This window comes from Pseudomonas sp. Irchel 3E13 (genome assembly GCF_900187455.1).
Classification (GTDB): Bacteria; Pseudomonadota; Gammaproteobacteria; order Pseudomonadales; family Pseudomonadaceae; genus Aquipseudomonas.
The window spans coordinates 88118-106258 of sequence record NZ_FYDX01000014.1 but is presented as its reverse complement, the minus strand read 5'-3'; the positions used below and the strand labels follow the sequence as shown (position 1 = coordinate 106258).

General features: G+C 63.3%; 19 protein-coding genes and 1 pseudogene. 9 read left to right on the top strand and 11 right to left on the bottom strand.

The features are described from left to right. Positions 1-48 precede the first annotated feature (48 nt). Positions 49-1554 (bottom strand): malate dehydrogenase (quinone), encoded by a 1506-nt coding sequence (gene mqo / locus CKW37_RS23570; RefSeq protein WP_095158629.1) that lies wholly within the window; start codon positions 1552-1554, stop codon positions 49-51. A gap of 606 nt (positions 1555-2160) precedes the next feature. Then, positions 2161-2394 (bottom strand): hypothetical protein, encoded by a 234-nt coding sequence (locus CKW37_RS23565; RefSeq protein WP_095158725.1) that lies wholly within the window; start codon positions 2392-2394, stop codon positions 2161-2163. Between the two features lie 170 nt (positions 2395-2564). On the opposite strand from CKW37_RS23565, the gene CKW37_RS23560 reads away from it, so the two are divergent. Then, positions 2565-3149: a YajG family lipoprotein gene (locus CKW37_RS23560; RefSeq protein WP_095158628.1), complete on the top strand. Its 585-nt coding sequence runs from the start codon at positions 2565-2567 to the stop codon at positions 3147-3149. A gap of 105 nt (positions 3150-3254) precedes the next feature. On the opposite strand, the gene CKW37_RS23555 is transcribed toward CKW37_RS23560, so the two are convergent. After that, a complete protein-coding gene (locus CKW37_RS23555; protein ID WP_095158627.1) occupies positions 3255-3461 on the bottom strand; it encodes a hypothetical protein in 207 nt (68 codons plus the stop codon). Between the two features lie 163 nt (positions 3462-3624). On the opposite strand from CKW37_RS23555, the gene CKW37_RS23550 reads away from it, so the two are divergent. Beyond that, on the top strand, positions 3625-3885 hold the full coding sequence (locus CKW37_RS23550) for a hypothetical protein (protein WP_095158626.1): 261 nt from the start codon (positions 3625-3627) through the stop codon (positions 3883-3885). 44 nt (positions 3886-3929) lie between these two features. On the opposite strand, the gene CKW37_RS23545 is transcribed toward CKW37_RS23550, so the two are convergent. After that, on the bottom strand, positions 3930-5096 hold the full coding sequence (locus CKW37_RS23545) for a 1-acyl-sn-glycerol-3-phosphate acyltransferase (protein ID WP_095158625.1): 1167 nt from the start codon (positions 5094-5096) through the stop codon (positions 3930-3932). Positions 5097-5206: 110 nt separating this feature from the next. Between CKW37_RS23545 and CKW37_RS23540 the strand changes: the two genes are divergently transcribed. From CKW37_RS23540 to CKW37_RS23530, 3 genes are read left to right on the top strand one after another with little or no spacing between them, the layout of a single operon-like run. Next, positions 5207-5389 (top strand): CPXCG motif-containing cysteine-rich protein, encoded by a 183-nt coding sequence (locus CKW37_RS23540; RefSeq protein WP_095158624.1) that lies wholly within the window; start codon positions 5207-5209, stop codon positions 5387-5389. Continuing rightward, positions 5389-5649, top strand: coding sequence for a putative signal transducing protein (locus CKW37_RS23535; RefSeq protein WP_095158623.1), 261 nt, complete (start codon positions 5389-5391; stop codon positions 5647-5649). The genes CKW37_RS23540 and CKW37_RS23535 overlap by 1 nt, the downstream gene beginning before the upstream one ends. A gap of 11 nt (positions 5650-5660) precedes the next feature. Further along, positions 5661-6281 carry an SOS response-associated peptidase gene (locus tag CKW37_RS23530; protein ID WP_095158622.1) on the top strand — a complete coding sequence of 207 codons (621 nt, stop codon included), beginning with the start codon at positions 5661-5663 and terminating at the stop codon, positions 6279-6281. A 21-nt stretch (positions 6282-6302) separates the two neighbouring features. Here CKW37_RS23530 and CKW37_RS33795 read toward each other — a convergent pair whose 3' ends face one another. Both CKW37_RS33795 and CKW37_RS33790 read right to left on the bottom strand, forming a co-directional pair. Further along, entirely contained in the window at positions 6303-7046 is a 744-nt protein-coding gene (locus CKW37_RS33795) for a methyl-accepting chemotaxis protein (RefSeq protein ID WP_371864333.1), read from the bottom strand. Positions 7047-7160: 114 nt separating this feature from the next. Continuing rightward, positions 7161-7361 (bottom strand): annotated as a pseudogene (locus CKW37_RS33790) (HAMP domain-containing protein); the annotation flags it as partial. 1241 nt (positions 7362-8602) lie between these two features. On the opposite strand from CKW37_RS33790, the gene CKW37_RS23520 reads away from it, so the two are divergent. Then, a complete protein-coding gene (locus CKW37_RS23520) occupies positions 8603-9421 on the top strand; it encodes a M48 family metallopeptidase (protein ID WP_095158620.1) in 819 nt (272 codons plus the stop codon). Between the two features lie 62 nt (positions 9422-9483). On the opposite strand, the gene CKW37_RS23515 is transcribed toward CKW37_RS23520, so the two are convergent. From CKW37_RS23515 to CKW37_RS23495, 5 genes are all read right to left on the bottom strand, one after another. Further along, positions 9484-10071, bottom strand: a complete 588-nt coding sequence (locus CKW37_RS23515) for a TMEM165/GDT1 family protein (protein WP_095158619.1) — start codon at positions 10069-10071, stop codon at positions 9484-9486. A gap of 248 nt (positions 10072-10319) precedes the next feature. Further along, the gene (locus CKW37_RS23510) at positions 10320-11318 is read right to left on the bottom strand and encodes a class I SAM-dependent methyltransferase (RefSeq protein WP_095158618.1); all 999 of its coding nucleotides are present in this window, start codon (positions 11316-11318) and stop codon (positions 10320-10322) included. Positions 11319-11369: 51 nt separating this feature from the next. Then, positions 11370-12326 (bottom strand): 2-hydroxyacid dehydrogenase, encoded by a 957-nt coding sequence (locus CKW37_RS23505; RefSeq protein ID WP_095158617.1) that lies wholly within the window; start codon positions 12324-12326, stop codon positions 11370-11372. Between the two features lie 25 nt (positions 12327-12351). Then, a complete protein-coding gene (locus CKW37_RS23500) occupies positions 12352-12711 on the bottom strand; it encodes a MerR family transcriptional regulator (protein WP_095158616.1) in 360 nt (119 codons plus the stop codon). Positions 12712-12722: 11 nt separating this feature from the next. Further along, a complete protein-coding gene (locus tag CKW37_RS23495; RefSeq protein ID WP_095158615.1) occupies positions 12723-13298 on the bottom strand; it encodes an NAD(P)H-dependent oxidoreductase in 576 nt (191 codons plus the stop codon). 158 nt (positions 13299-13456) lie between these two features. On the opposite strand from CKW37_RS23495, the gene CKW37_RS23490 reads away from it, so the two are divergent. The 3 genes from CKW37_RS23490 to CKW37_RS23480 all read left to right on the top strand — a co-directional run bounded on the left by CKW37_RS23490 (position 13457) and on the right by CKW37_RS23480 (position 18114). Further along, positions 13457-14086: a LysE family translocator gene (locus CKW37_RS23490; protein WP_095158614.1), complete on the top strand. Its 630-nt coding sequence runs from the start codon at positions 13457-13459 to the stop codon at positions 14084-14086. Positions 14087-14225: 139 nt separating this feature from the next. After that, positions 14226-15908 carry a fatty acid--CoA ligase gene (locus tag CKW37_RS23485; protein WP_095158613.1) on the top strand — a complete coding sequence of 561 codons (1683 nt, stop codon included), beginning with the start codon at positions 14226-14228 and terminating at the stop codon, positions 15906-15908. A 325-nt stretch (positions 15909-16233) separates the two neighbouring features. Next, positions 16234-18114, top strand: a complete 1881-nt coding sequence (locus CKW37_RS23480; RefSeq protein ID WP_095158612.1) for a DUF1302 domain-containing protein — start codon at positions 16234-16236, stop codon at positions 18112-18114. The last annotated feature ends 27 nt before the right edge of the window (positions 18115-18141 follow it).

Sequence of the window (18141 nt, the reverse complement as noted above, 5' to 3'; positions counted from 1 at the left end):
TTCGGCGCAAAAAAAACGCCCCGAAGGGCGTTTTTTTATGAGCGCGACTCAAGCGTAGCTTGGCGCCGGGCTGCTTTCGACCAGGCCCAGGGCCTCGTCGTTGTAGGCGCTGACCTTGTGGTACAGGGCTGCGTCGGCTGCCAGGACTTTCTCCCGCGCGGGGAAGATTTCCTTGAGCTTCTCGGCCCACTCGCCCTTGGCCTTGTCGGCAAAGCAGCGTTCGATCAGATCCAGCATGATCGACACTGTCACCGAAGCGCCTGGCGAGGCACCCAGCAGGGCGGCGAGGGTGCCGTCCTGTGCGGCCACCAGTTCGGTACCGAACTGCAGAACGCCGCCTTTTTTCGGGTCTTTCTTGATGATCTGCACGCGCTGGCCGGCGACTTCCAGGCGCCAGTCCTCGGCTTTCGCTTCCGGATAGAAGCGGCGCAGGGAGTCCAGGCGCTGCTCCATCGACTGCATCACTTCGCTGACCAGGTACTTGGTCAGGTCCATGTTGTCGCGGGCCACGGCCAGCATCGGGCCGATGTTGCCCATGCGCACCGACAGCGGCAGGTCAAGGAACGAACCGTACTTGAGGAACTTGGTGGTAAAGCCCGCGTATGGGCCGAACAGCAGGGATTTCTTGCCGTCCACCACACGGGTGTCGAGGTGCGGAACCGACATCGGCGGAGCACCGACCGCGGCCTGGCTGTAGACCTTGGCCTGGTGTTGCTTGACGATTTCCGGGTTGTCGCAGCGCAGCCACTGGCCACTGACCGGGAAGCCGCCGAAGCCTTTGCTTTCCGGGATACCGGACGCTTGCAGCAGCGGCAGGGCCGCGCCACCGGCGCCGAGGAACACGAAGCGGGCGTCGACATCACGGCTGCTGCCGCTGTTGACGTCCTTGACGCTGACGGTCCAGCCGCTGCCGTTACGGCGCAGGCCAGTGACCTTCTTGCTGTACTTGACCTGCGCATCCGGCGCGTTGGCCAGGTGCTTGAGCAGTTTGTTGGTCAGCGCGCCGAAGTTGACGTCGGTGCCCTTGATCACGCGGGTAGCGGCGATCTTCTGGTCCGCCGGGCGACCCGGCATCATCAGTGGCATCCACTCCTTCATCACCGCCTGGTCTTCGGTGTATTCCATCTCGGTGAAGGCGTGATGCTGCTTGAGCAGCTCGAAGCGCTTCTTCAGGAACGCGACGCCTTTGTCACCCTCGACGTAGCTCAGGTGTGGCACCGGGTTGATGAACGCCCGTGGCGAGCTGAACGCACCTTTTTTGCTCAGGTACGCCCAGAACTGACGGGAAACCTCGAACTGGGTGTTGATCAGCACCGCTTTCTTGATGTCGATGCTGCCGTCAGCGGCCTGAGGCGTGTAGTTCAGTTCACACAGCCCGGCATGGCCCGTACCTGCGTTGTTCCACGGATTGGAACTTTCCGCGGCACCCGAATCCATCAACTCGACGACTTCCAGCTTGATTGCCGGGTCGAGTTCCTTGAGCAGCACGGCCAGGGTGGCACTCATGATGCCTGCCCCTACCAGTACCACATCGACTGTTTCGTTCTGCGCCATTTAACGCATCTCCAAAATCTTCAGCACCTAATTGACAGCATAGGACCCCGGAACTCCGAGACTGCCCTATCCGATACTTCGCAGCTTTCCAACGTTCACGGACACTGCCAACCAGGCTCGTTAGATGCGTATGAACGCATTTTGCGGCCGGTGCGGCAATTCGACTTATGGTCGAGGCGCCCGTCGTGCGCTATGAAACCGGCCTCAGTCACCCATGACGGATGAAGGCCGTAGCCAGCTGCTTGGGGCTGTTCGGGACACTGATGATGCTTTTGCACATACCAGACTGTTCATTGCTCGCCACACTCTTGTGAAGTTGTGAAAACCCGTTTTTTCACGCTCTTTTGGAGTCGTGAACCTCAAAAATGGACCGTGCAGGGCAGGTCCGTCAGGTTCAGGCAGAGCATGGGGGCCGAGAAAAAAGCGGGCACACCGGCTTCGCAAGACCTGTGTGGGCGGCTCTCTGTGGGCGGATGCGGGGAAGCCGATGCGTGGCATTGGCGGTACTGCGGGGCCCGATCAGGAGACGTCCTTATAATCGGGGGCAGATTATAACGAGGTCGCCGGGAGAAACGACCTTTATTAACGACTTTTCTTGCTCGGCCGTCAGGCGGCGAGCATGCGCTGCAGTCGATTGCCGCGCGGACGCTGTACGACCCGGGCGTTACCGGGGAGTGGACGGTTCAGCCATTGCAGGCGCGATTCGCTGACTTCCACCCAGCCGAACCCGGCAGGTAGCTGTTCGCAGCATTTGAATGCCTGGCACAGGCCCTGCGCGTCGAGGCGCGCGAAGTGGCGTTGCGGCTGGCGTTTGAAGAGCAGGGACCAGAGGCTGTGCATGGCGATGTACCGGTAGGAAACTGGCGTCAGCATACGTCGGCAATGATGAAGTCCGTATGACAGGGAATTGGATGCATGAAAGCGCTGTCCTAACCCCAGAGGCCCGATGACTGGCGCACGACGGGCTGGGTATACTGGCGGCCTTTGCCGCTATTCCAGGAGAGATGAGCATGTTGCAACGTTTGTTGTTCGGTTTGATCGCTGTGACCAGCCTGACCCTGGTGGGTTGTGCCCACAGTCCGCAACAACTCAGCCCGCAACCGAAACTCACCGCCCAGCTCGCACCCGTTGGTCATGGCCAGCCGGTGGTGGTGCGGGTGGTCGACGGACGCGGTACCCAGACCCTCGGCACCCGCGGTGGTCTGTACCCGGAAACCAGCGCCATCAGCGTCACCGGCAACGACATCCTGCCCAAGCTGCAGGCCCAGGCTGAAGCCGCTGTCCGCCTGTTGGGCTTCACCCCGACGCCGAACGCCTATAACGCGCCGCAGTTGACCGTGACCCTGGCCGAACTCAAGTACCAGTCGCCCAAAGAAGGCCTGTACGTGACCGAAGCCACCATCGGTGCGACCTTCAAGGCTGACGTAAACAACGCCAACCGCCGTTACAGCGGCCGCTACGGCGCTTCGCTGGACCAGCGTTTCGGCATGGCGCCGAACCAGGAAACCAACACCAAGCTGGTCAGCGACGTGCTCAGCGACGCCCTGACCCGCCTGTTCAAGGATCCGACCATCGGTCAGGTGTTGGGCGAGTAACGCTATCGGGCTGCTTTGCAGCCCTTCGCGAGCAAGCTCGCTCCTGCAGCAAACGCAAAAAGCCCGATGCCTGTCGCCAGGCATCGGGCTTTTTCATGGCGGCGGTCAGGCCGCGTCGACGTAGAAGTCGAGCACGCTGATACCGGTCTGGCTGTCGACCTCCGGCAAATGATCGTGGGGATGGCCGCCCAGGGCACAGTAGACCAGCCATTGGCGGTCCTGGACGTTGAAGGCCAAACCGTCGATCAGCGCTTCCTGCTCCTCGCTCTGGGCAATCAGATAGAGGCGATCCTGGTTTTCGGCGTGCAGCATGACAAGCTCCGGTTCGTTGGGAGGGCAACAGGGTGGCTTGTCTGGATGACGACTGTATGACGGCGCAATTTATCGTCATTGGTCGTAAAGGGCGGGCAGGGACGGGCGGCTTGGGTAGAATGCGCGCGTTTCGAAGCAATCGTGGTTCTTTCGAGGTAAGGCGATGTCGCTGCAAATGTTCTGGGGCTTGTTCGCTGCCCACCCGACCAAACTGATCAACCTGCTGGCCCTGCTGCTGACCTGCCCTGGCGGCGTGCTCCTGCACAACGCCCGACGCCGTGCCTCGCGGGCCATGGCCAGCCTGCCGGCGGGCGAGGCAGCCATCGACCTGCTGACCCAGCGGGTCAACCGGTTCTACTACAGCCTGGGGTTTGCTTTCCTGGCGCTGGCGTTGCTGTTGTCCTGGGTCAGCACCTGGATCTGACCTCTTCAGGGCCTCATCGCGCGTTCGCCATGAGGCCCTGAAAGTTACAGCGGCAACCCGGCCTTGACCCGATACTGATTGCGCACCGGCATCGCGTACTGCAACACCAGGTACGGACGATGCTCTTGCGGGCACGCTTCCAGCCGGCGCTGCCACTCCGCCTGAGCCTTGGCCAGCTCTTCGGCGCCAAACAGTTCGGCCGCCTTCGGCACCTGCAACTCTGGGTCCGCATCCGCCCACTGCGCGTACGCCAGGTAATGCGCCGGGAACAGCCGGTAGCCAGCGAGAATCTGCCGGTCGATCTCCGCCGCCAATTGCTTGGTGTCGTCGAAGAGCTCAGTTACTGGCGCCGCGAAGTTGATGTGCACCCGCCCTTTGTAGCCGGTGATGCCCTGGGCGATGCTCAGGTCATCCTCACCCGGCGCCTTGCTGTAGCTGCCGGTGGTGGCGCGGATGTACAGCTCGCGGGCCTTGGCCTGGTCGCACGGGTCGTATTCGTAGCTGATCGACACCGGGCTCAGGTTCAGCGACTGGATCACCTCGCCGAACGGCTCGCTCTTGCGGCTCATGTGGAACATCTTGAGGATCGCCGAATCGGTGCGATCGTCGCCGTCCTTGGCGCGGCCTTCGGCCTGGGCGATCCAGATCGAGGCGCCGTCGTTGCGAATCGAGTGGTTGATGTAGGCCGAGAGCAGTTGATAGGCCGCCAGCTTCTCGCGCCGGCCGCTGATGGAGCGGTGCACGATGAAGCTCTTGTTCAGGCGCATCATGTCGCTGACGAAGGGCTTCTGCAGCAGGTTGTCGCCGATGGCGATGCGCGGGGTCGGCAGGCCGGCGTGGTAGACCGCGTAGTTGACGAACGCCGGGTCCATCACGATGTCGCGGTGGTTGGCCAGGAACAGGTAGGCGGTACCCGACTTGAATTGCTCCACACCGGTGTAGGTGACGCCGTCGGTGGCGCGCTCGATGGTGTGGTCGACGTAGAACTCGACCTTGTCCTGCAGGGTCGAGACGCAGGTCACGCCGGCGAATTCCTTGCGCAGACGGCGAGCGATCAGCGGCTTGAGCAGCCAGCCGAAACCTGTGGCCATGCGCGGGAAGCGGAAGCGGGTGAGGATATCCAGGAATGCCGGGTCGCTGAGCAGGCGTGCCAGAACGGCAGGGACCTCAGCGTCGTCGTAGGGTCGGATGGCATCGAATTCGCCCATCATGCTCTCTTGTTGTGAAACGGCTAGGGTAAAGGGTAAGGCTGCGCCCAGAAATACCGGCTTGAGGGGGCGCAAGACCGGCAATTATACGCACAATCACTGCGGAGGCCGCGATGCTGGAAACTGCGATCTACGATTGTCCTTATTGCGGCGAAGCCGTGGAAACCACCGTCGATCTCTCCGGCGGTGACCAGCATTACATCGAGGACTGCGCGGTGTGTTGCCGCCCGATCGTGTTCATTTTGCAGGTCCATGGTGACGAATGGATGCTGGACGTTAAGCGCGAGGACGACTGATGCAGCGAATCTACGAGCCGGAAAACCTGCTGGAAGCCGAAGTGCTGATCGGCATGCTCGGCAGCGAAGGCATCGAGGCGTACCTGGCCGGGCGCGACCTGATGGGCGGCATTGGCGAGTTGCCGGTGCACGGCCTGCTCGGCCTCGCGGTGCCCGACGAGCAGGCCGAGTACGCACGGCAACTGATCGCCGCGTACAATGCGGCCCAGCCACTTCCTGGCGACGAGCCGGATCACCTTCCGGGAATTCTGATTTGCTAGGTTTCGCCTGAATGTGTGGACGTTATGCGCTGTTTCGCTGGTCGCCGGCCTTTGCCGCGTTGCCCGGCTTTCCTGAGGGCCAGCAGGCCCAATGGAACATTTCTCCCGGCGCCCAGGTACTGATCCAGCGCCTGGACGACGGCCAGATGACTCTGGCCCGCGCCCGCTGGGGCCTGACCCCGCCCTGGCTGACCGACCTCACCCGCACCCCCGCCCATGCCCGCGCCGAAACCCTCGCCGAACAACCGATGTTCCGTGAAGCCTTCGCCAAGCGTCGCTGCCTGCTGCCGGCCAACGGTTTCTACGAATGGCGCGGCGCGGTGCGCAAGCGCCCGTACTGGCTGACGCCAGGGGAGGGTTCGTCGTTGTTCTTCGCGGCGATCTGGGAAGCGTATCCGGTGCAGGAGCAGGTCTGGCTGAGCACCGCGGTGGTGACCCAGGCGGCGATGAACCAGCGTCGTCCACTGATCCTCGATGCCGCCGGGCAGGCCGCCTGGCTCAACCCGGACACCCCGGTCGGTGAACTCCAGGGCCTGCTGGCCAGCCAGCCCGCCGCCTTGCGCGAGCGGGTGCTGGCCAACTTCGTCAACGATCCGAAGCTGAATGGCCCGGAATGCCTGACGCCGGGTTGATACCCGGCGCCCGACGCGTTCTCAGACCCGGAACTGATTGATCAACCGGCGCTGCTGCTCGGCCAGCTTGGTCAGCTCGGCGCTGGCGGTGCTGGACTCGTCGGCGCCACCGGCCACTTCGTTGGCCACCTGACCGATGTTGATCACGTTGCGGTTGATGTCCTCGGCCACCGCGCTTTGCTCTTCGGCGGCACTGGCGATCTGGGTGTTCATGTCGTTGATCACCGACACCGCGCGGGTGATGCTTTCCAGCGCCTCGGCCGCCCGCGCCGCCTGCTGCACGCTGACGTCGGTCTTGCCCTGGCTGTCTTCCATGACCCGCACCACATCGCGGGTGCCTTGCTGCAGTTGCTGGATCATCTGCTGGATTTCTTCGGTGGCCTGCTGGGTCTTCTGCGCCAGGTTGCGCACCTCGTCGGCGACCACGGCGAAGCCGCGGCCCTGCTCACCCGCCCGCGCAGCCTCGATGGCGGCGTTGAGCGCCAGCAGGTTGGTCTGCTCGGCAATGGCACGGATCGCCACCAGGATGGCGTTGATGTTCTCGCTGTCGCGGGCCAGCGCCTGCACCACGCCAACCGCGCGGCCGATCTCTTCGGCCAGGGCGGTGATCGATTGCGAGGTGTCGCGGACAATCGACAGGCCCTGGTTGGCGGCCTGGTCGGCATTGCTCGCGGCCTGGGCGGCGTGGGTGGCGTTGCGCGCCACGTCCTGGGCGGTGGCGGTCATTTCGTGCACCGCGGTGGCGACCAGGTCGATCTCCGCCATCTGCTTGTGCACGCCCTGGTTGGTGCGAATGGCGATATCGGCGGTGTGCTCCGACGAGTCGCTGACCTTCTGCACCGAGCTGACCACCTGGCTGATCATCGATTGCAGCTTGCCGAGGAAGGTATTGAAGCCCTTGGCGATCGAGCCCAGTTCGTCGGCACGATCACTGTGCAGGCGGCGGGTGAGGTCGCCCTCGCCCTGAGCGATGTCATCGAGCATGGCCACCATCTGCCGCAGCGGACGGGCGATGCCGTGGGCCAGCAGCCAGATCACCAGCAGGCCGAGGGCCGCGATGGCCAGGCCGACCAGGGTCATGCCGGTGATGTCGGTGCGGCGTTGTTCGCTCAGTTCGCTTTGCAGTTTTTCCGAATCGGCCATGACCGCGCTGGTGGGCAGTTGCAGCAGCAGGGTCCAGTGGGTATCGGTGTCGGCAATCCTGAACGGCAGGAACAGGCGGATCTGACCGTTTTCATGGTCGACTTCATAGCGCAGTGTGTCGCCACCGAGCTTGGACAGGCCGGCGGCATCGGCGGCGTCGAGGACGTCGCTGGCTTTCTCGCCGAACTTGTTTTCGTCCTTGGTGTAGGCGACCAGACGGCCGTTGTTGGAGATCAGCGCCAGTTCGCCCGCGCCGTTGTAAAGCTGGCTGTCGGCGGCCTTGAGCAGGTCCTGGATGAAGTTCACCGAGAGGTCGGCGCCGACGATGCCCTGGAATTTGCCGTCCACCAGGATCGGTTCGATAAAGGAGGCGAGCATGACCATCTTGTCGCCCACTTTATAAGGCGCGGGGTCGATCACGCAGGCGCGCCGGCTTTCTTGCGAGCACAGGTAGTACTCGCTGGCGCGCACGCCGGTGGACAGCAGGGTGTTGTTGCTCAGGTCGACCAGCGCTTCCACGGCCATGCTGCCATCGGTATTGCGGTACCACCAGGGCTGAAAGCGACCGTTGCTGGGGTCGATGCCCTTGATCGAGGTGCCGACGAAGCTGGCGTCGGCGTGGTCCAGTGCGTTCGGCTCCCAGGCGATGTAACCGCCCAGCACCAGCGGGTTATCCACAACCGTCTGCTTCAGCAGGGTGATCAACTCTTCGCGCTGGACCTGCAGGCGCGGTGTGCCGGCTTCGTTTTTCTGGCCGATCTGGGCGTTGGTGGTGGCCAGGCCGCGAGCGATCAACAGGGGGGCTTCAAGGCGACGCAGAATCTGGCTGACCTGGGTCTGGGCCAGTGCGGTCAGGCGCTGCTCTATCAATGTATCGAACTGCTGCTGCGTGCGGTTCTGCACCAGTTCCTGGGTTTTTGCACCGGAATACACCGCATACAGCACCAGGGCTGCGACGATACTCAACACGATGGCGCCCGCCAGGGCCGCAACGGAAAACTGGATCGACTTGAACTTCATAGAGGCTCCGAGCGCAGGGAAAAGTCGCCTTGCCCCGGTGTTATCGGCGTGCCGCCGCTAAATCATGAGACTGTCGGACAGAAATCTTTGCTAACGGTTGTGGCGCGATGAATCGTGCCGGCCTAGGATACGGCCCACGTTAGAAGGGAGTTTTATTGATGCGTAGATCGGTTGTTATTGGCGCCTTGAGCGCCTCGATGCTGCTGGCGGGTTGCCAGGCGGTGAACACCACCAACGGCGGAGCGGTGGGTGTTGAACGCAAGCAATACATGTTCAGCATGCTGTCGACCGATGAGGTCAACCAGATGTACGCCCAGTCTTATCAGCAGACCCTGGGCGAAGCGTCCACCAAGGGCCAACTGGACAAGACCAGCGCTGCGGCCAAACGTGTGCAGGCCATCGCTGACCGGCTGATTGCCCAGGCGCCGCAGTTCCGCCCGGATGCTGCGCAGTGGAAGTGGGAAGTGAACCTGATCAAGAGCGACGAGCTCAACGCCAACTGCGGTCCTGGCGGCAAGATCATTTTCTACACTGGCCTGATCGACAAACTGAAACTGACCGACGATGAAATCGCCGCGGTGATGGGCCATGAAATCGCCCACGCCCTGCGCGAGCATGGTCGTGAAGCGATGTCCAAGGCCTATGGCATCCAGATTGCCCGCCAGGGCGCTGGCGCCTTGCTGGGTCTGGGTGAAGACAGCCTGGCCCTGGCTGATACCGTTGTGCAGTACAGCCTGACCTTGCCCAACAGCCGTGGCAACGAGAACGAAGCCGACCTGATCGGCCTCGAACTGTCGGCCCGTGCCGGCTACAACCCGAATGCCGCGATCACCTTGTGGAACAAGATGGCCCAGGCTTCGGGTGGCAACTCGCCGCCGGAGTTCATGAGCACTCACCCGGCTTCGGACAGCCGCATCGCGTCGTTGCAGGCGGCGATTCCGAAGGTGATGCCGTTGTATGAGCAGGCGAAGAAGTAAGAGGTTGTAAGCCTGATCGCCGGCTTGCCGGCGATCAGGCCATCAGCAATACCCGATCAGGCTCAGCCTACCCAGCCACTCACCTTCATCGCCGAATACACCGCGACCACCGCCAGCACCACGAAGGCGCTCGCTGCCAGGCGGCGGATCAGGGTCAGAGGCAGTTTGTCGGCGGCAAAGTTGCCCGCCAGTACCACCGGCACGTTGGCAATCAGCATGCCCAGGGTGGTGCCGATGATCACCAGGATCAGGTGTGGATATTGCGCCGCCAGCATCACCGTGGCGACCTGGGTCTTGTCACCGATTTCCGCGATGAAGAACGCGATCAGCGTGGTCAGGAATGGCCCGAAGCGCCGCGCGGTGCTGGCTTCGTCATCGTCCATCTTGTCCGGAACCAGCGTCCACAAGGCGGTAGCGAGGAAGCTCGCGGCCAGAATCCAGTGCAAGGTCGCTTCGCTGAAGAAGCTGCCGAACCAGGCCCCGACGGCACCCGCAGCGGCGTGGTTGGCCAGGGTTGCGGCGACGATGCCGGCGATGATTGGCCAGGGCTTGCGAAAGCGTGCGGCGAGAATGAGGGCCAGCAACTGCGTCTTGTCGCCGATTTCAGCGAGCGCAACGATTGCGGTGGGGACGAGCAACGATTCCAGCATCAGGATTCCTACGGGGGCGGGTCGACACGGCTATGACACGTACAGCCTTCCCGCCCCGGGTAAGGTGTGCGTGTCATAGGTCTTGTCAAACCCTGGATCCGTCTGTGCGGACCGTGGGTCGTGCGCGCCATGGTCTGTGGACCAAGTATGTTGACGTCGCACCAGGCGAGCAGGGCGCTCGCGGGAGACTACTCCCCTAGGACGGAGCGGATTCTGCCTTCGCAAAACCGTTTCGGCAAGCGAAGTTTTTACGACCGCAACGCCCGGTAGATTTTGAATCCCTGGCCTTGGGCACGCACTTCGCAGTTGCCCAGCGCGCCCTCGATAAGCGGCTGATAGCGTAGGAAGCTGTTGGCGACAAGCCGCATTTCGCCGCCTTTTTGCAGATGTTCGGCGGATTTTTTCAGCAGGTTTTCCGAGGCCTGGTAATTGGTGTGGACCCCGGTGTGGAACGGCGGATTACTCAGAATGACGTCCAGTCCACGAGGTGCGGCGTCGATCCCGTCGCCGCTGATCACCTCGCCTTCCAGACCGTTGGCCGCCAGGGTCAGGCGGCTGCTGGCGACGGCGAAAGCGTCGACGTCGAGCAGGGTGACCCGGCTCTGTGGATAACGCCGTTTGATCGTCGCGCCCAGCACCCCGGCGCCGCAGCCGAAGTCCAGCACATGACCCGAGGGCAGACCGTCCAGATGCTCCAGCAACAGCGCGGTGCCGCGGTCCAGCCGGCCATGGCTGAACACGCCCGGCAGGCTGACGATCTGCAACGGGCCATCGGCCAGCGGCAGTTCGAAGCGTTCCGCGAGGCTTTCCAGCGGCTGCGCGACGGGCGGGTGCTCCACGGTCACCTGCCACAACTGGCAGTGGCGGGCGCTGTCGAGCTTGCGCGGTTTGCCGAAGGCGTGAAGTTGCTTGGCCGCCGCCTCGATGCCGCCGCGTTTTTCCCCGACCAGAAACAGTTCGCGGCCGCCCAGGCGCGAGGCGAGGGCGTTGAGCAGGTAGTTGGCCAGGTCACGGGACTTGGGCAGGAACAGCACGGCGCCGTCGAACGGCACCTCCGGCACGTCGACGCCGTAGTGGCTGCGTCCGCTGTAACGGGCGTCCAGCGTTGCCTGGTCGCCGGCATGCCAGGACCAGCCCAGTGCCTGGCTGAAGGTGCCCAGCAGGCTGTCGGCCGGTAACCCGGCGAGCAACAGCGGGCCTGTGAACAGATCGGCCTGACGAAGCAACACTTCACTGCGCGGGTCCATGGACGGCGGCTCCTGAAAAAAGTGGCGAAGTCTAACAGAACCCGCCTTGGCTTAGCTGACCACCCGCCGTGGGCTGCCACTCAGGAACGCACGAGCGTTTTCGCTCAACTGCTCGACGATCCGCTGCCGCGCTTCCACCGCGCCCCAGGCGCTGTGCGGGGTGACGATCAGGCGCGGGATGTCGGGCGCCAGCAGCGGGTTGCCGTTGACGGGCGGCTCGACCGAAAGCACGTCGGTCGCCGCACCGCCCAGATGGCCCGCGCGCAGGGTGTCGGCCAGCGCCTGTTCGTCGATCAGGCCGCCGCGGGCGGTGTTGACGATAAAGGCGCCGGGCTTGAGCAGCGCCAGTTGCGCCGCGCCGATCATGTGGCGGGTGCTGTCGTTGAGTGGGCAGTGCAGGGTCAGGGCGTCGACCTGGGGCAGCAACTCGTCCAGGCTCAGGCGATCTTCACGCGGTGGCCGGCCCGGCAGTTGGCCGAGCAGGACGCGCATGCCGAAGGCCTCGGCCAGTCGCCCGACGGCGCTGCCCAGCTCGCCGTGGCCGAGCAGGCCGAGGGTTTTGCCTTCCAGCTCGACGATAGGGAAATCCAGCAGGCAGAACTGCTTGGCCTGGCCCCATTTGCCGGCGGCGACCGCCTGTTGGTAGTCCGGCAGGCGAGTGGCCAGTGCCAGCAGCAACGTCAGGGTGTGCTGGGCTACTGACGGCGTGCCGTAGCCCTGGCAGTTGCTGACCACAATGCCCTGGGCGCGGGCGGCCTGCAGGTCGACGTTATTGGTGCCAGTGGCGGCCACCAGGATCAGCTTCAGGTCCGGGCTGGCCTTGAGGGCGGCGGCGTCCAGCACCACCTTGTTGCTGATCACCACATCGGCACCGCGCAGGCGCTCGGCGACCTGCTCGGGGGCGGTGGCGGGGTGGACGTCGAAACTGTCGAAACAGTCGCGCAGACCGCTCAGGTCGAGATCACCGAGGTCCAGCGAGCTGTGATCGAGAAAGACGGCGTGGGTCATGAAGGGCTCCTGGATCGGTGGCGGATTAGAGAGGGGGAAAGCAGGTGTCGGTAATCTGCTGCAGATTGGCGTCGAACGCCTGCAATTCATCGAATTGCCGTTGCAGGTCGTCGATCCGCTGGCGCAGTTGCGTGCTCTTGCCGGCGATGGCCTGGCGGGCACGCTCGAGGGAAATCTGTCCGTCGGCCATTAGAGCCTGCATCTCGCGGAGGGTAAAGCCGAGCCGCTGCGCGCATTTGATCAGCGCCAGCAGCTCTACGTCGTGCGGGTCATAGATGCGGTACTTGCCCTGGCGTTTCGCCGGGGGCAGCAGGCCGATGCTTTCGTAGTGGCGGATGCACTTGATGGTGGTGCCGGAGAGGCGGGCGGCTTCGCCGATGTACATCGAACATCCTTTCAATGCAGGGCCAGGGCGCGGACCTGCTGTAGCCAGGACTGGCGGCGCCGCGGCGTGGAGTGGAGAACCGGGCCGAACGTTAGCGTCTTTTCCGGGCGGATACCACAGAAGGCCAGGGTGGTGCGGCGCATCTGGTGCAGGGCGGGCGCGCCGTAGATCCAGCGAAAGAACCAGGGCGGAGTGTCCAGGGTCACCAGCAGGTGGGCGGTGCGCCCGGCCAGGAGTTTTTCCGGGAAGGGCGAGCCGCTCCTGTAGCGAAAGGCGAAGCCCGGCAGCAGTATCCGGTCGAGAAAACCCTTGAGCAGCGCCGGCACGCCGCCCCACCAGACCGGGTAGACCAGCACCAGGCGTTGGGCCCAGGTGATGTGCTCTTGGGCTTCGAGCAGGTCGGGTTCCAGCGGCTGCTCCTGGCGGTAGCCCAGGCGCAGGATCGGGTCGAAAGCGAGGTCGCCCAGTTTGAGGAGGCGGACGTCGTGGCCGGCCTCGCGGGCAGCGTCGGCGTAGTGCTGGCCTAGGGTGGCGCAGAAACTGTCGGAGGCGGGGTGGCCGAGGATGATCAGGATGCGTTGGGTCATGTGTGGCGGGGCCCTTGGGAAAAGGGCGCAGGGTAGGGGTTGACCCTTGGGGGAGGGTCAAGCTTGTAGGGCACTGAAGACCACACCCAACTGTACCTGTTGTAACAAGTTATGAATCGTTAAGGTACGCCCCTCATTTTTACCAGGAGCCGCTTTTCATGTATTGGGCAGAATTTCTCACGGTCGCGCTGATTCACTTGCTGGCCGTCGCCAGCCCCGGCCCGGACTTCGCCGTGGTCGTGCGCGAAAGCGTGACCCACGGTCGCCGTGCCGGGACCTGGACCGCCTTTGGCGTGGGCACGGCGATTTTCCTGCATGTGGGCTACTCGCTGCTGGGCATCGGCCTGATCGTGTCGCAGTCGATCATGCTGTTCAACGTGCTGAAATGGGCCGCCGCCGCCTACCTCGTGTACATCGGCTTCAAGGCCCTGCGCGCCAAGCCGGCTGGCGCGGGCGGCGAGGCGATCCAGGTTTCCACCGTCGAACGCACACCGCGCGCGGCCTTCGTCGCCGGTTTCATGACCAATGGCCTGAACCCCAAGGCGACGCTGTTTTTCCTGTCGTTGTTCACCGTGGTCATCAACCCGCATACACCGCTGTCGGTCCAGGCCGGTTACGGCGTGTACCTGGCGCTGGCCACCGGCATGTGGTTCTGCCTGGTGGCGATGCTGTTCAGCCAGGCCCGCGTGCGCGCCGGCTTTGCCCGCATGGGGCACTGGTTCGACCGCACCATGGGCGCTGTGCTGATCGCCCTCGGGATAAAGATCGCGTTCAGCGAAATACGCTGAACAGAGGCGGCCGGACGGTATGACCGTTCGGTCGAATGGCGGTCAAATCATTCCTTTGGCTGATTTGACCGCCGCTGGCCCGTTCTAGAGTAAGGACAGCTTTGTCCATGCCCCGTGCAACTCCAGAAAAGGGACTCCCATGTTGCAGACCCGTATCATCGCCCCCGCCGAGGGTGCGTATCAGTTTCCGCTGTTGATCAAGCGCCTGCTCATGTCTGGCAGCCGCTACGAGAAAACCCGCGAGATCGTCTACCGCGACCAGTTGCGCTACAGCTACCTGACCCTCAACGAGCGCATTGCGCGCCTGGCCAACGTGCTCACCGAAGCCGGGGTCAAGGCCGGCGATACCGTGGCAGTGATGGACTGGGACAGCCATCGCTACCTGGAGTGCATGTTTGCCATTCCGATGATCGGCGCGGTGGTGCACACCATCAACGTGCGCCTGTCGCCGGAGCAGATCCTCTACACCATGAACCACGCCGACGACCGCTTCGTGCTGGTCAACAGCGAGTTCGTCGGGCTCTACCAGGCGATTGCCGGGCAATTGACCACGGTGGAAAAAACCATCCTGCTCACCGATGGTCCCGAGAAAACCACCGAGCTGCCTGGCCTGGTCGGCGAATACGAGCAACTGCTGGCCGCCGCCAGCCCGCACTACGACTTCCCGGATTTCGACGAAAATTCCGTCGCCACCACCTTCTACACCACCGGCACCACCGGTAACCCCAAGGGCGTCTACTTCACCCACCGCCAACTGGTGCTGCACACCATGGGGGTGGCCACTGTTACCGGTAGCATCGACAGCATCCGCCTGCTCGGCACCGACGACGTCTACATGCCCATCACGCCGATGTTCCACGTTCACGCCTGGGGCATTCCGTATGTCGCGACCATGCTCGGCCTCAAGCAGGTGTACCCGGGGCGTTACGATCCGGAACTGTTGGTCAAGTTGTGGCGCGACGAGAAAGTCAGTTTCTCCCACTGCGTACCGACCATCCTGCAGATGCTGCTCAACGCCAAGGGCGCGCAGAACGAGGACTTCGGCGGCTGGAAGATCATCATCGGCGGCAGCGCGCTGAACCGCGCGCTGTACGAAGCGGCCAAGGCCCGCGGCATCCAGTTGACCGCCGCCTACGGCATGTCCGAGACCTGCCCGCTGGTAGCGTGCGCGCACCTTAACGAAGAACTGCTGGCCGGCAGCGAGGACGAGTGCGTCACTTATCGGATCAAGGCCGGCGTGCCGGTGCCGCTGGTGGAAGCGGCGATCGTCGACGGCGACGGCAGATTCCTTCCGGCCGATGGCGAAGCCCAGGGCGAACTGGTCCTGCGTGCGCCGTGGCTGACCATGGGTTACTACCGCGAAGAGGCCAAGAGCGAGGAGCTGTGGGCCGGCGGCTGGCTGCACACCGGCGATGTGGCAACCCTCGACAGCATGGGCGTGATCGACATCCGCGACCGCATCAAGGACGTGATCAAGACCGGCGGCGAGTGGGTGTCGTCACTCGACCTGGAAGACCTGATCAGTCGCCATCCGGCGGTCCGCGAAGTGGCGGTGGTGGGCATCGCCGATCCGCAGTGGGGCGAGCGGCCGTTCGCGCTGCTGGTGGTGCGGGACGGCGCGAGCATCGATGCGCGGGTATTGAAGGAACACTTGAAGCCTTTTGTCGAGCTGGGCCACATCAACAAGTGGGCAATCCCCAGCCAGATCGCGCTTGTTACCGAAATTCCCAAGACCAGTGTCGGCAAGCTCGACAAGAAGCGTATCCGCATCGATATCGTCGAGTGGCAGGCCAGCAACAGCGCTTTTCTTTCCACCCTGTAAGCCGCACCGGCCCGCGTCTTGACCGACGCGGGCCGCATTCCAGAGGCCCCGCTGCCTTGTGAAATGGAAAATATCAGCCATTCTTGCCCAGCCAGCCTGTAGCTCACCCGCTCCGGCCCTGCCATGAGCGGGTGTGATGTGCAAATCACACTTTAGAGGGATCAAGCACTACTACCTGCTGGCTATAGTCGGGTCAGGGGATTTTGAGGAATGGGGAATGCGCATGCAGCGCACCGACATACGCCCTGCCAGTCTGGCGACCGATCGGCCTCCGTTTCATTGAAGGACTCACTGCCATAAAAATAAAGTACATGGAGTAGCGTCGATGACATCAGTAAATCTGTTCTGGCGCCGGGCGAAACTGCCCCTGGCCGTCAGCCTCGCTTCTACGCTTGCAAGTCCAGCATTCGCCGTCAGTTTCAACATCGGTGAGATCGAGGGGAGTTTCGACTCGTCGCTGTCGGTCGGTGCGAGCTGGTCCACCGCCAACCCGAACAAGAACCTGATCGGGGTGAACAACGGCGGCAAGGGTCTGTCGCAGACCTCCGACGACGGTCACCTGAACTTCAAGAAGGGCGAGACCTTCTCGAAGATCTTCAAGGGCATCCATGACCTCGAACTCAAGTACGGCGACACCGGCGTCTTCGTCCGGGGCAAGTACTGGTATGACTTCGAGTTGAAGGATGAGGGCCGCGAGTTCAAGGACATCAGCGACTCGAACCGCAAGGAAGGCGCAAAGTCCTCCGGCGCGCAGATTCTCGACGCCTTCGTGTACCACAACTATTCCATCGCCGATCTGCCGGGTAGCGTTCGCCTCGGCAAGCAGGTGGTGAGCTGGGGTGAAAGTACCTTCATCGGCAGCGGTATCAACGCTATCAACCCGATTGACGTATCCGCGTTCCGCCGTCCTGGCTCGGAGATCAAGGAAGGCCTGATCCCGGTCAACATGTTCTACATCTCCCAGAGCCTGACCGACAACCTGTCGGCCGAAGCCTTCTACCAGCTCGAGTGGGACCAGACCGTGGTGGATAACTGCGGAACGTTCTTCTCGCAGCCGGACGTGATCGCGGATGGTTGCTCGGACAACCTGCGCGTACTGGCCAGCAACCGTGCGCTGACCCCGGTACAGCAGGCGACATTCAGGGCCCTGGGCATCGACGTCAATGCCGAAGGCGTGAAGGTTGCTCGCGGCCCGGACCGTGATGCCCGCGACAGCGGCCAGTTCGGCGTGGCCCTGCGCTACATGTACGAGCCGTTGAACACCGAGTTCGGGCTGTACGCGATGAACTACCACAGCCGTGCACCGATCTTCAGCGCCACCGGCGCGCCTCAGGCGGCCTACACGGCGGCAGCCGGGGCGGGTACCGCAGCGCCGATCATCGTTGCAGGCAACTCGAAGTACTTTGTCGAGTACCCGGAAGATATCCGTCTCTACGGCCTGAGTTTCTCCACCACGTTGCCAACCGGTACCGCGTGGAGCGGTGAAGTCAGCTATCGCCCGAATGCTCCGGTGCAGCTCAACACCACCGACATTCTCTACGCGGGTGTCACCGCGCTGCCTCCGGCCTTCGGCCTGGGCAACGCTTCGCTGCTCAAAGGCACTCCAGGCCAGGACCTGCACGGCTATCGCCGCAAGGAAGTCACTCAGTTCCAGACCACCTTCACGCACTTCTTCGACCAGGTCATGGGCGCCAGCCGCCTGACGCTGGTGGGTGAAGTCGGTGTGACCGTGGTCGGCGGGCTGGAAAGCAGCAGCAAGGTCCGTTACGGCCGTGACCCGGTATACGGCCCAGGCCCTCTGCCAGCCACCGCGGGCCGCAATACCTGTGTGGTGCTCAACACCAGCACCATCGGTGGTGCCGCCAATGGTGCCTCGACCGCCAACCTCGACCGCAATTGCGAAGACGACGGCTACACCACCCGCACCTCCTGGGGCTACCGCGGCCGCGCCATCTGGGATTACCCGGACGTGTTCGCCGGCGTGAACCTCAAGCCGAGCGTGGCCTGGTCCCACGACGTGGAAGGCTACTCGCCTGGTCCTGGCGGCAACTTCGAGGAAGGTCGCAAGGCCGTCAGCCTCGGTCTGGATGCCGAATACCAGAACACCTACACCGCCAGCCTGTCGTACACCAACTTCTTCGACGGCAAGTACACCACCGTGGATGACCGCGACTTTGTCGCCCTCAGCTTCGGCGTGAACTTCTAAGCGCATTGATTCAGGAAGAAGAACATG

Coding starts and splice junctions, on each gene's coding strand:
- CKW37_RS23545 (WP_095158625.1), bottom strand. CDS start 5,096: ATGATGGGCGAATTCGATGCCATCCGACCCTACGACGACGCTGAGGTC.
- CKW37_RS23540 (WP_095158624.1), top strand. CDS start 5,207: ATGCTGGAAACTGCGATCTACGATTGTCCTTATTGCGGCGAAGCCGTG.
- CKW37_RS23530 (WP_095158622.1), top strand. CDS start 5,661: ATGTGTGGACGTTATGCGCTGTTTCGCTGGTCGCCGGCCTTTGCCGCG.
- CKW37_RS23550 (WP_095158626.1), top strand. CDS start 3,625: ATGTCGCTGCAAATGTTCTGGGGCTTGTTCGCTGCCCACCCGACCAAA.
- CKW37_RS23565 (WP_095158725.1), bottom strand. CDS start 2,394: ATGCACAGCCTCTGGTCCCTGCTCTTCAAACGCCAGCCGCAACGCCAC.
- CKW37_RS33795 (WP_371864333.1), bottom strand. CDS start 7,046: ATGGCGGAGATCGACCTGGTCGCCACCGCGGTGCACGAAATGACCGCC.
- CKW37_RS23535 (WP_095158623.1), top strand. CDS start 5,389: ATGCAGCGAATCTACGAGCCGGAAAACCTGCTGGAAGCCGAAGTGCTG.
- CKW37_RS23480 (WP_095158612.1), top strand. CDS start 16,234: ATGACATCAGTAAATCTGTTCTGGCGCCGGGCGAAACTGCCCCTGGCC.
- CKW37_RS23490 (WP_095158614.1), top strand. CDS start 13,457: ATGTATTGGGCAGAATTTCTCACGGTCGCGCTGATTCACTTGCTGGCC.
- CKW37_RS23560 (WP_095158628.1), top strand. CDS start 2,565: ATGTTGCAACGTTTGTTGTTCGGTTTGATCGCTGTGACCAGCCTGACC.
- CKW37_RS23495 (WP_095158615.1), bottom strand. CDS start 13,298: ATGACCCAACGCATCCTGATCATCCTCGGCCACCCCGCCTCCGACAGT.
- CKW37_RS23515 (WP_095158619.1), bottom strand. CDS start 10,071: ATGCTGGAATCGTTGCTCGTCCCCACCGCAATCGTTGCGCTCGCTGAA.
- CKW37_RS23500 (WP_095158616.1), bottom strand. CDS start 12,711: ATGTACATCGGCGAAGCCGCCCGCCTCTCCGGCACCACCATCAAGTGC.
- mqo (WP_095158629.1), bottom strand. CDS start 1,554: ATGGCGCAGAACGAAACAGTCGATGTGGTACTGGTAGGGGCAGGCATC.
- CKW37_RS23485 (WP_095158613.1), top strand. CDS start 14,226: ATGTTGCAGACCCGTATCATCGCCCCCGCCGAGGGTGCGTATCAGTTT.
- CKW37_RS23510 (WP_095158618.1), bottom strand. CDS start 11,318: ATGGACCCGCGCAGTGAAGTGTTGCTTCGTCAGGCCGATCTGTTCACA.
- CKW37_RS23555 (WP_095158627.1), bottom strand. CDS start 3,461: ATGCTGCACGCCGAAAACCAGGATCGCCTCTATCTGATTGCCCAGAGC.
- CKW37_RS23520 (WP_095158620.1), top strand. CDS start 8,603: ATGCGTAGATCGGTTGTTATTGGCGCCTTGAGCGCCTCGATGCTGCTG.
- CKW37_RS23505 (WP_095158617.1), bottom strand. CDS start 12,326: ATGACCCACGCCGTCTTTCTCGATCACAGCTCGCTGGACCTCGGTGAT.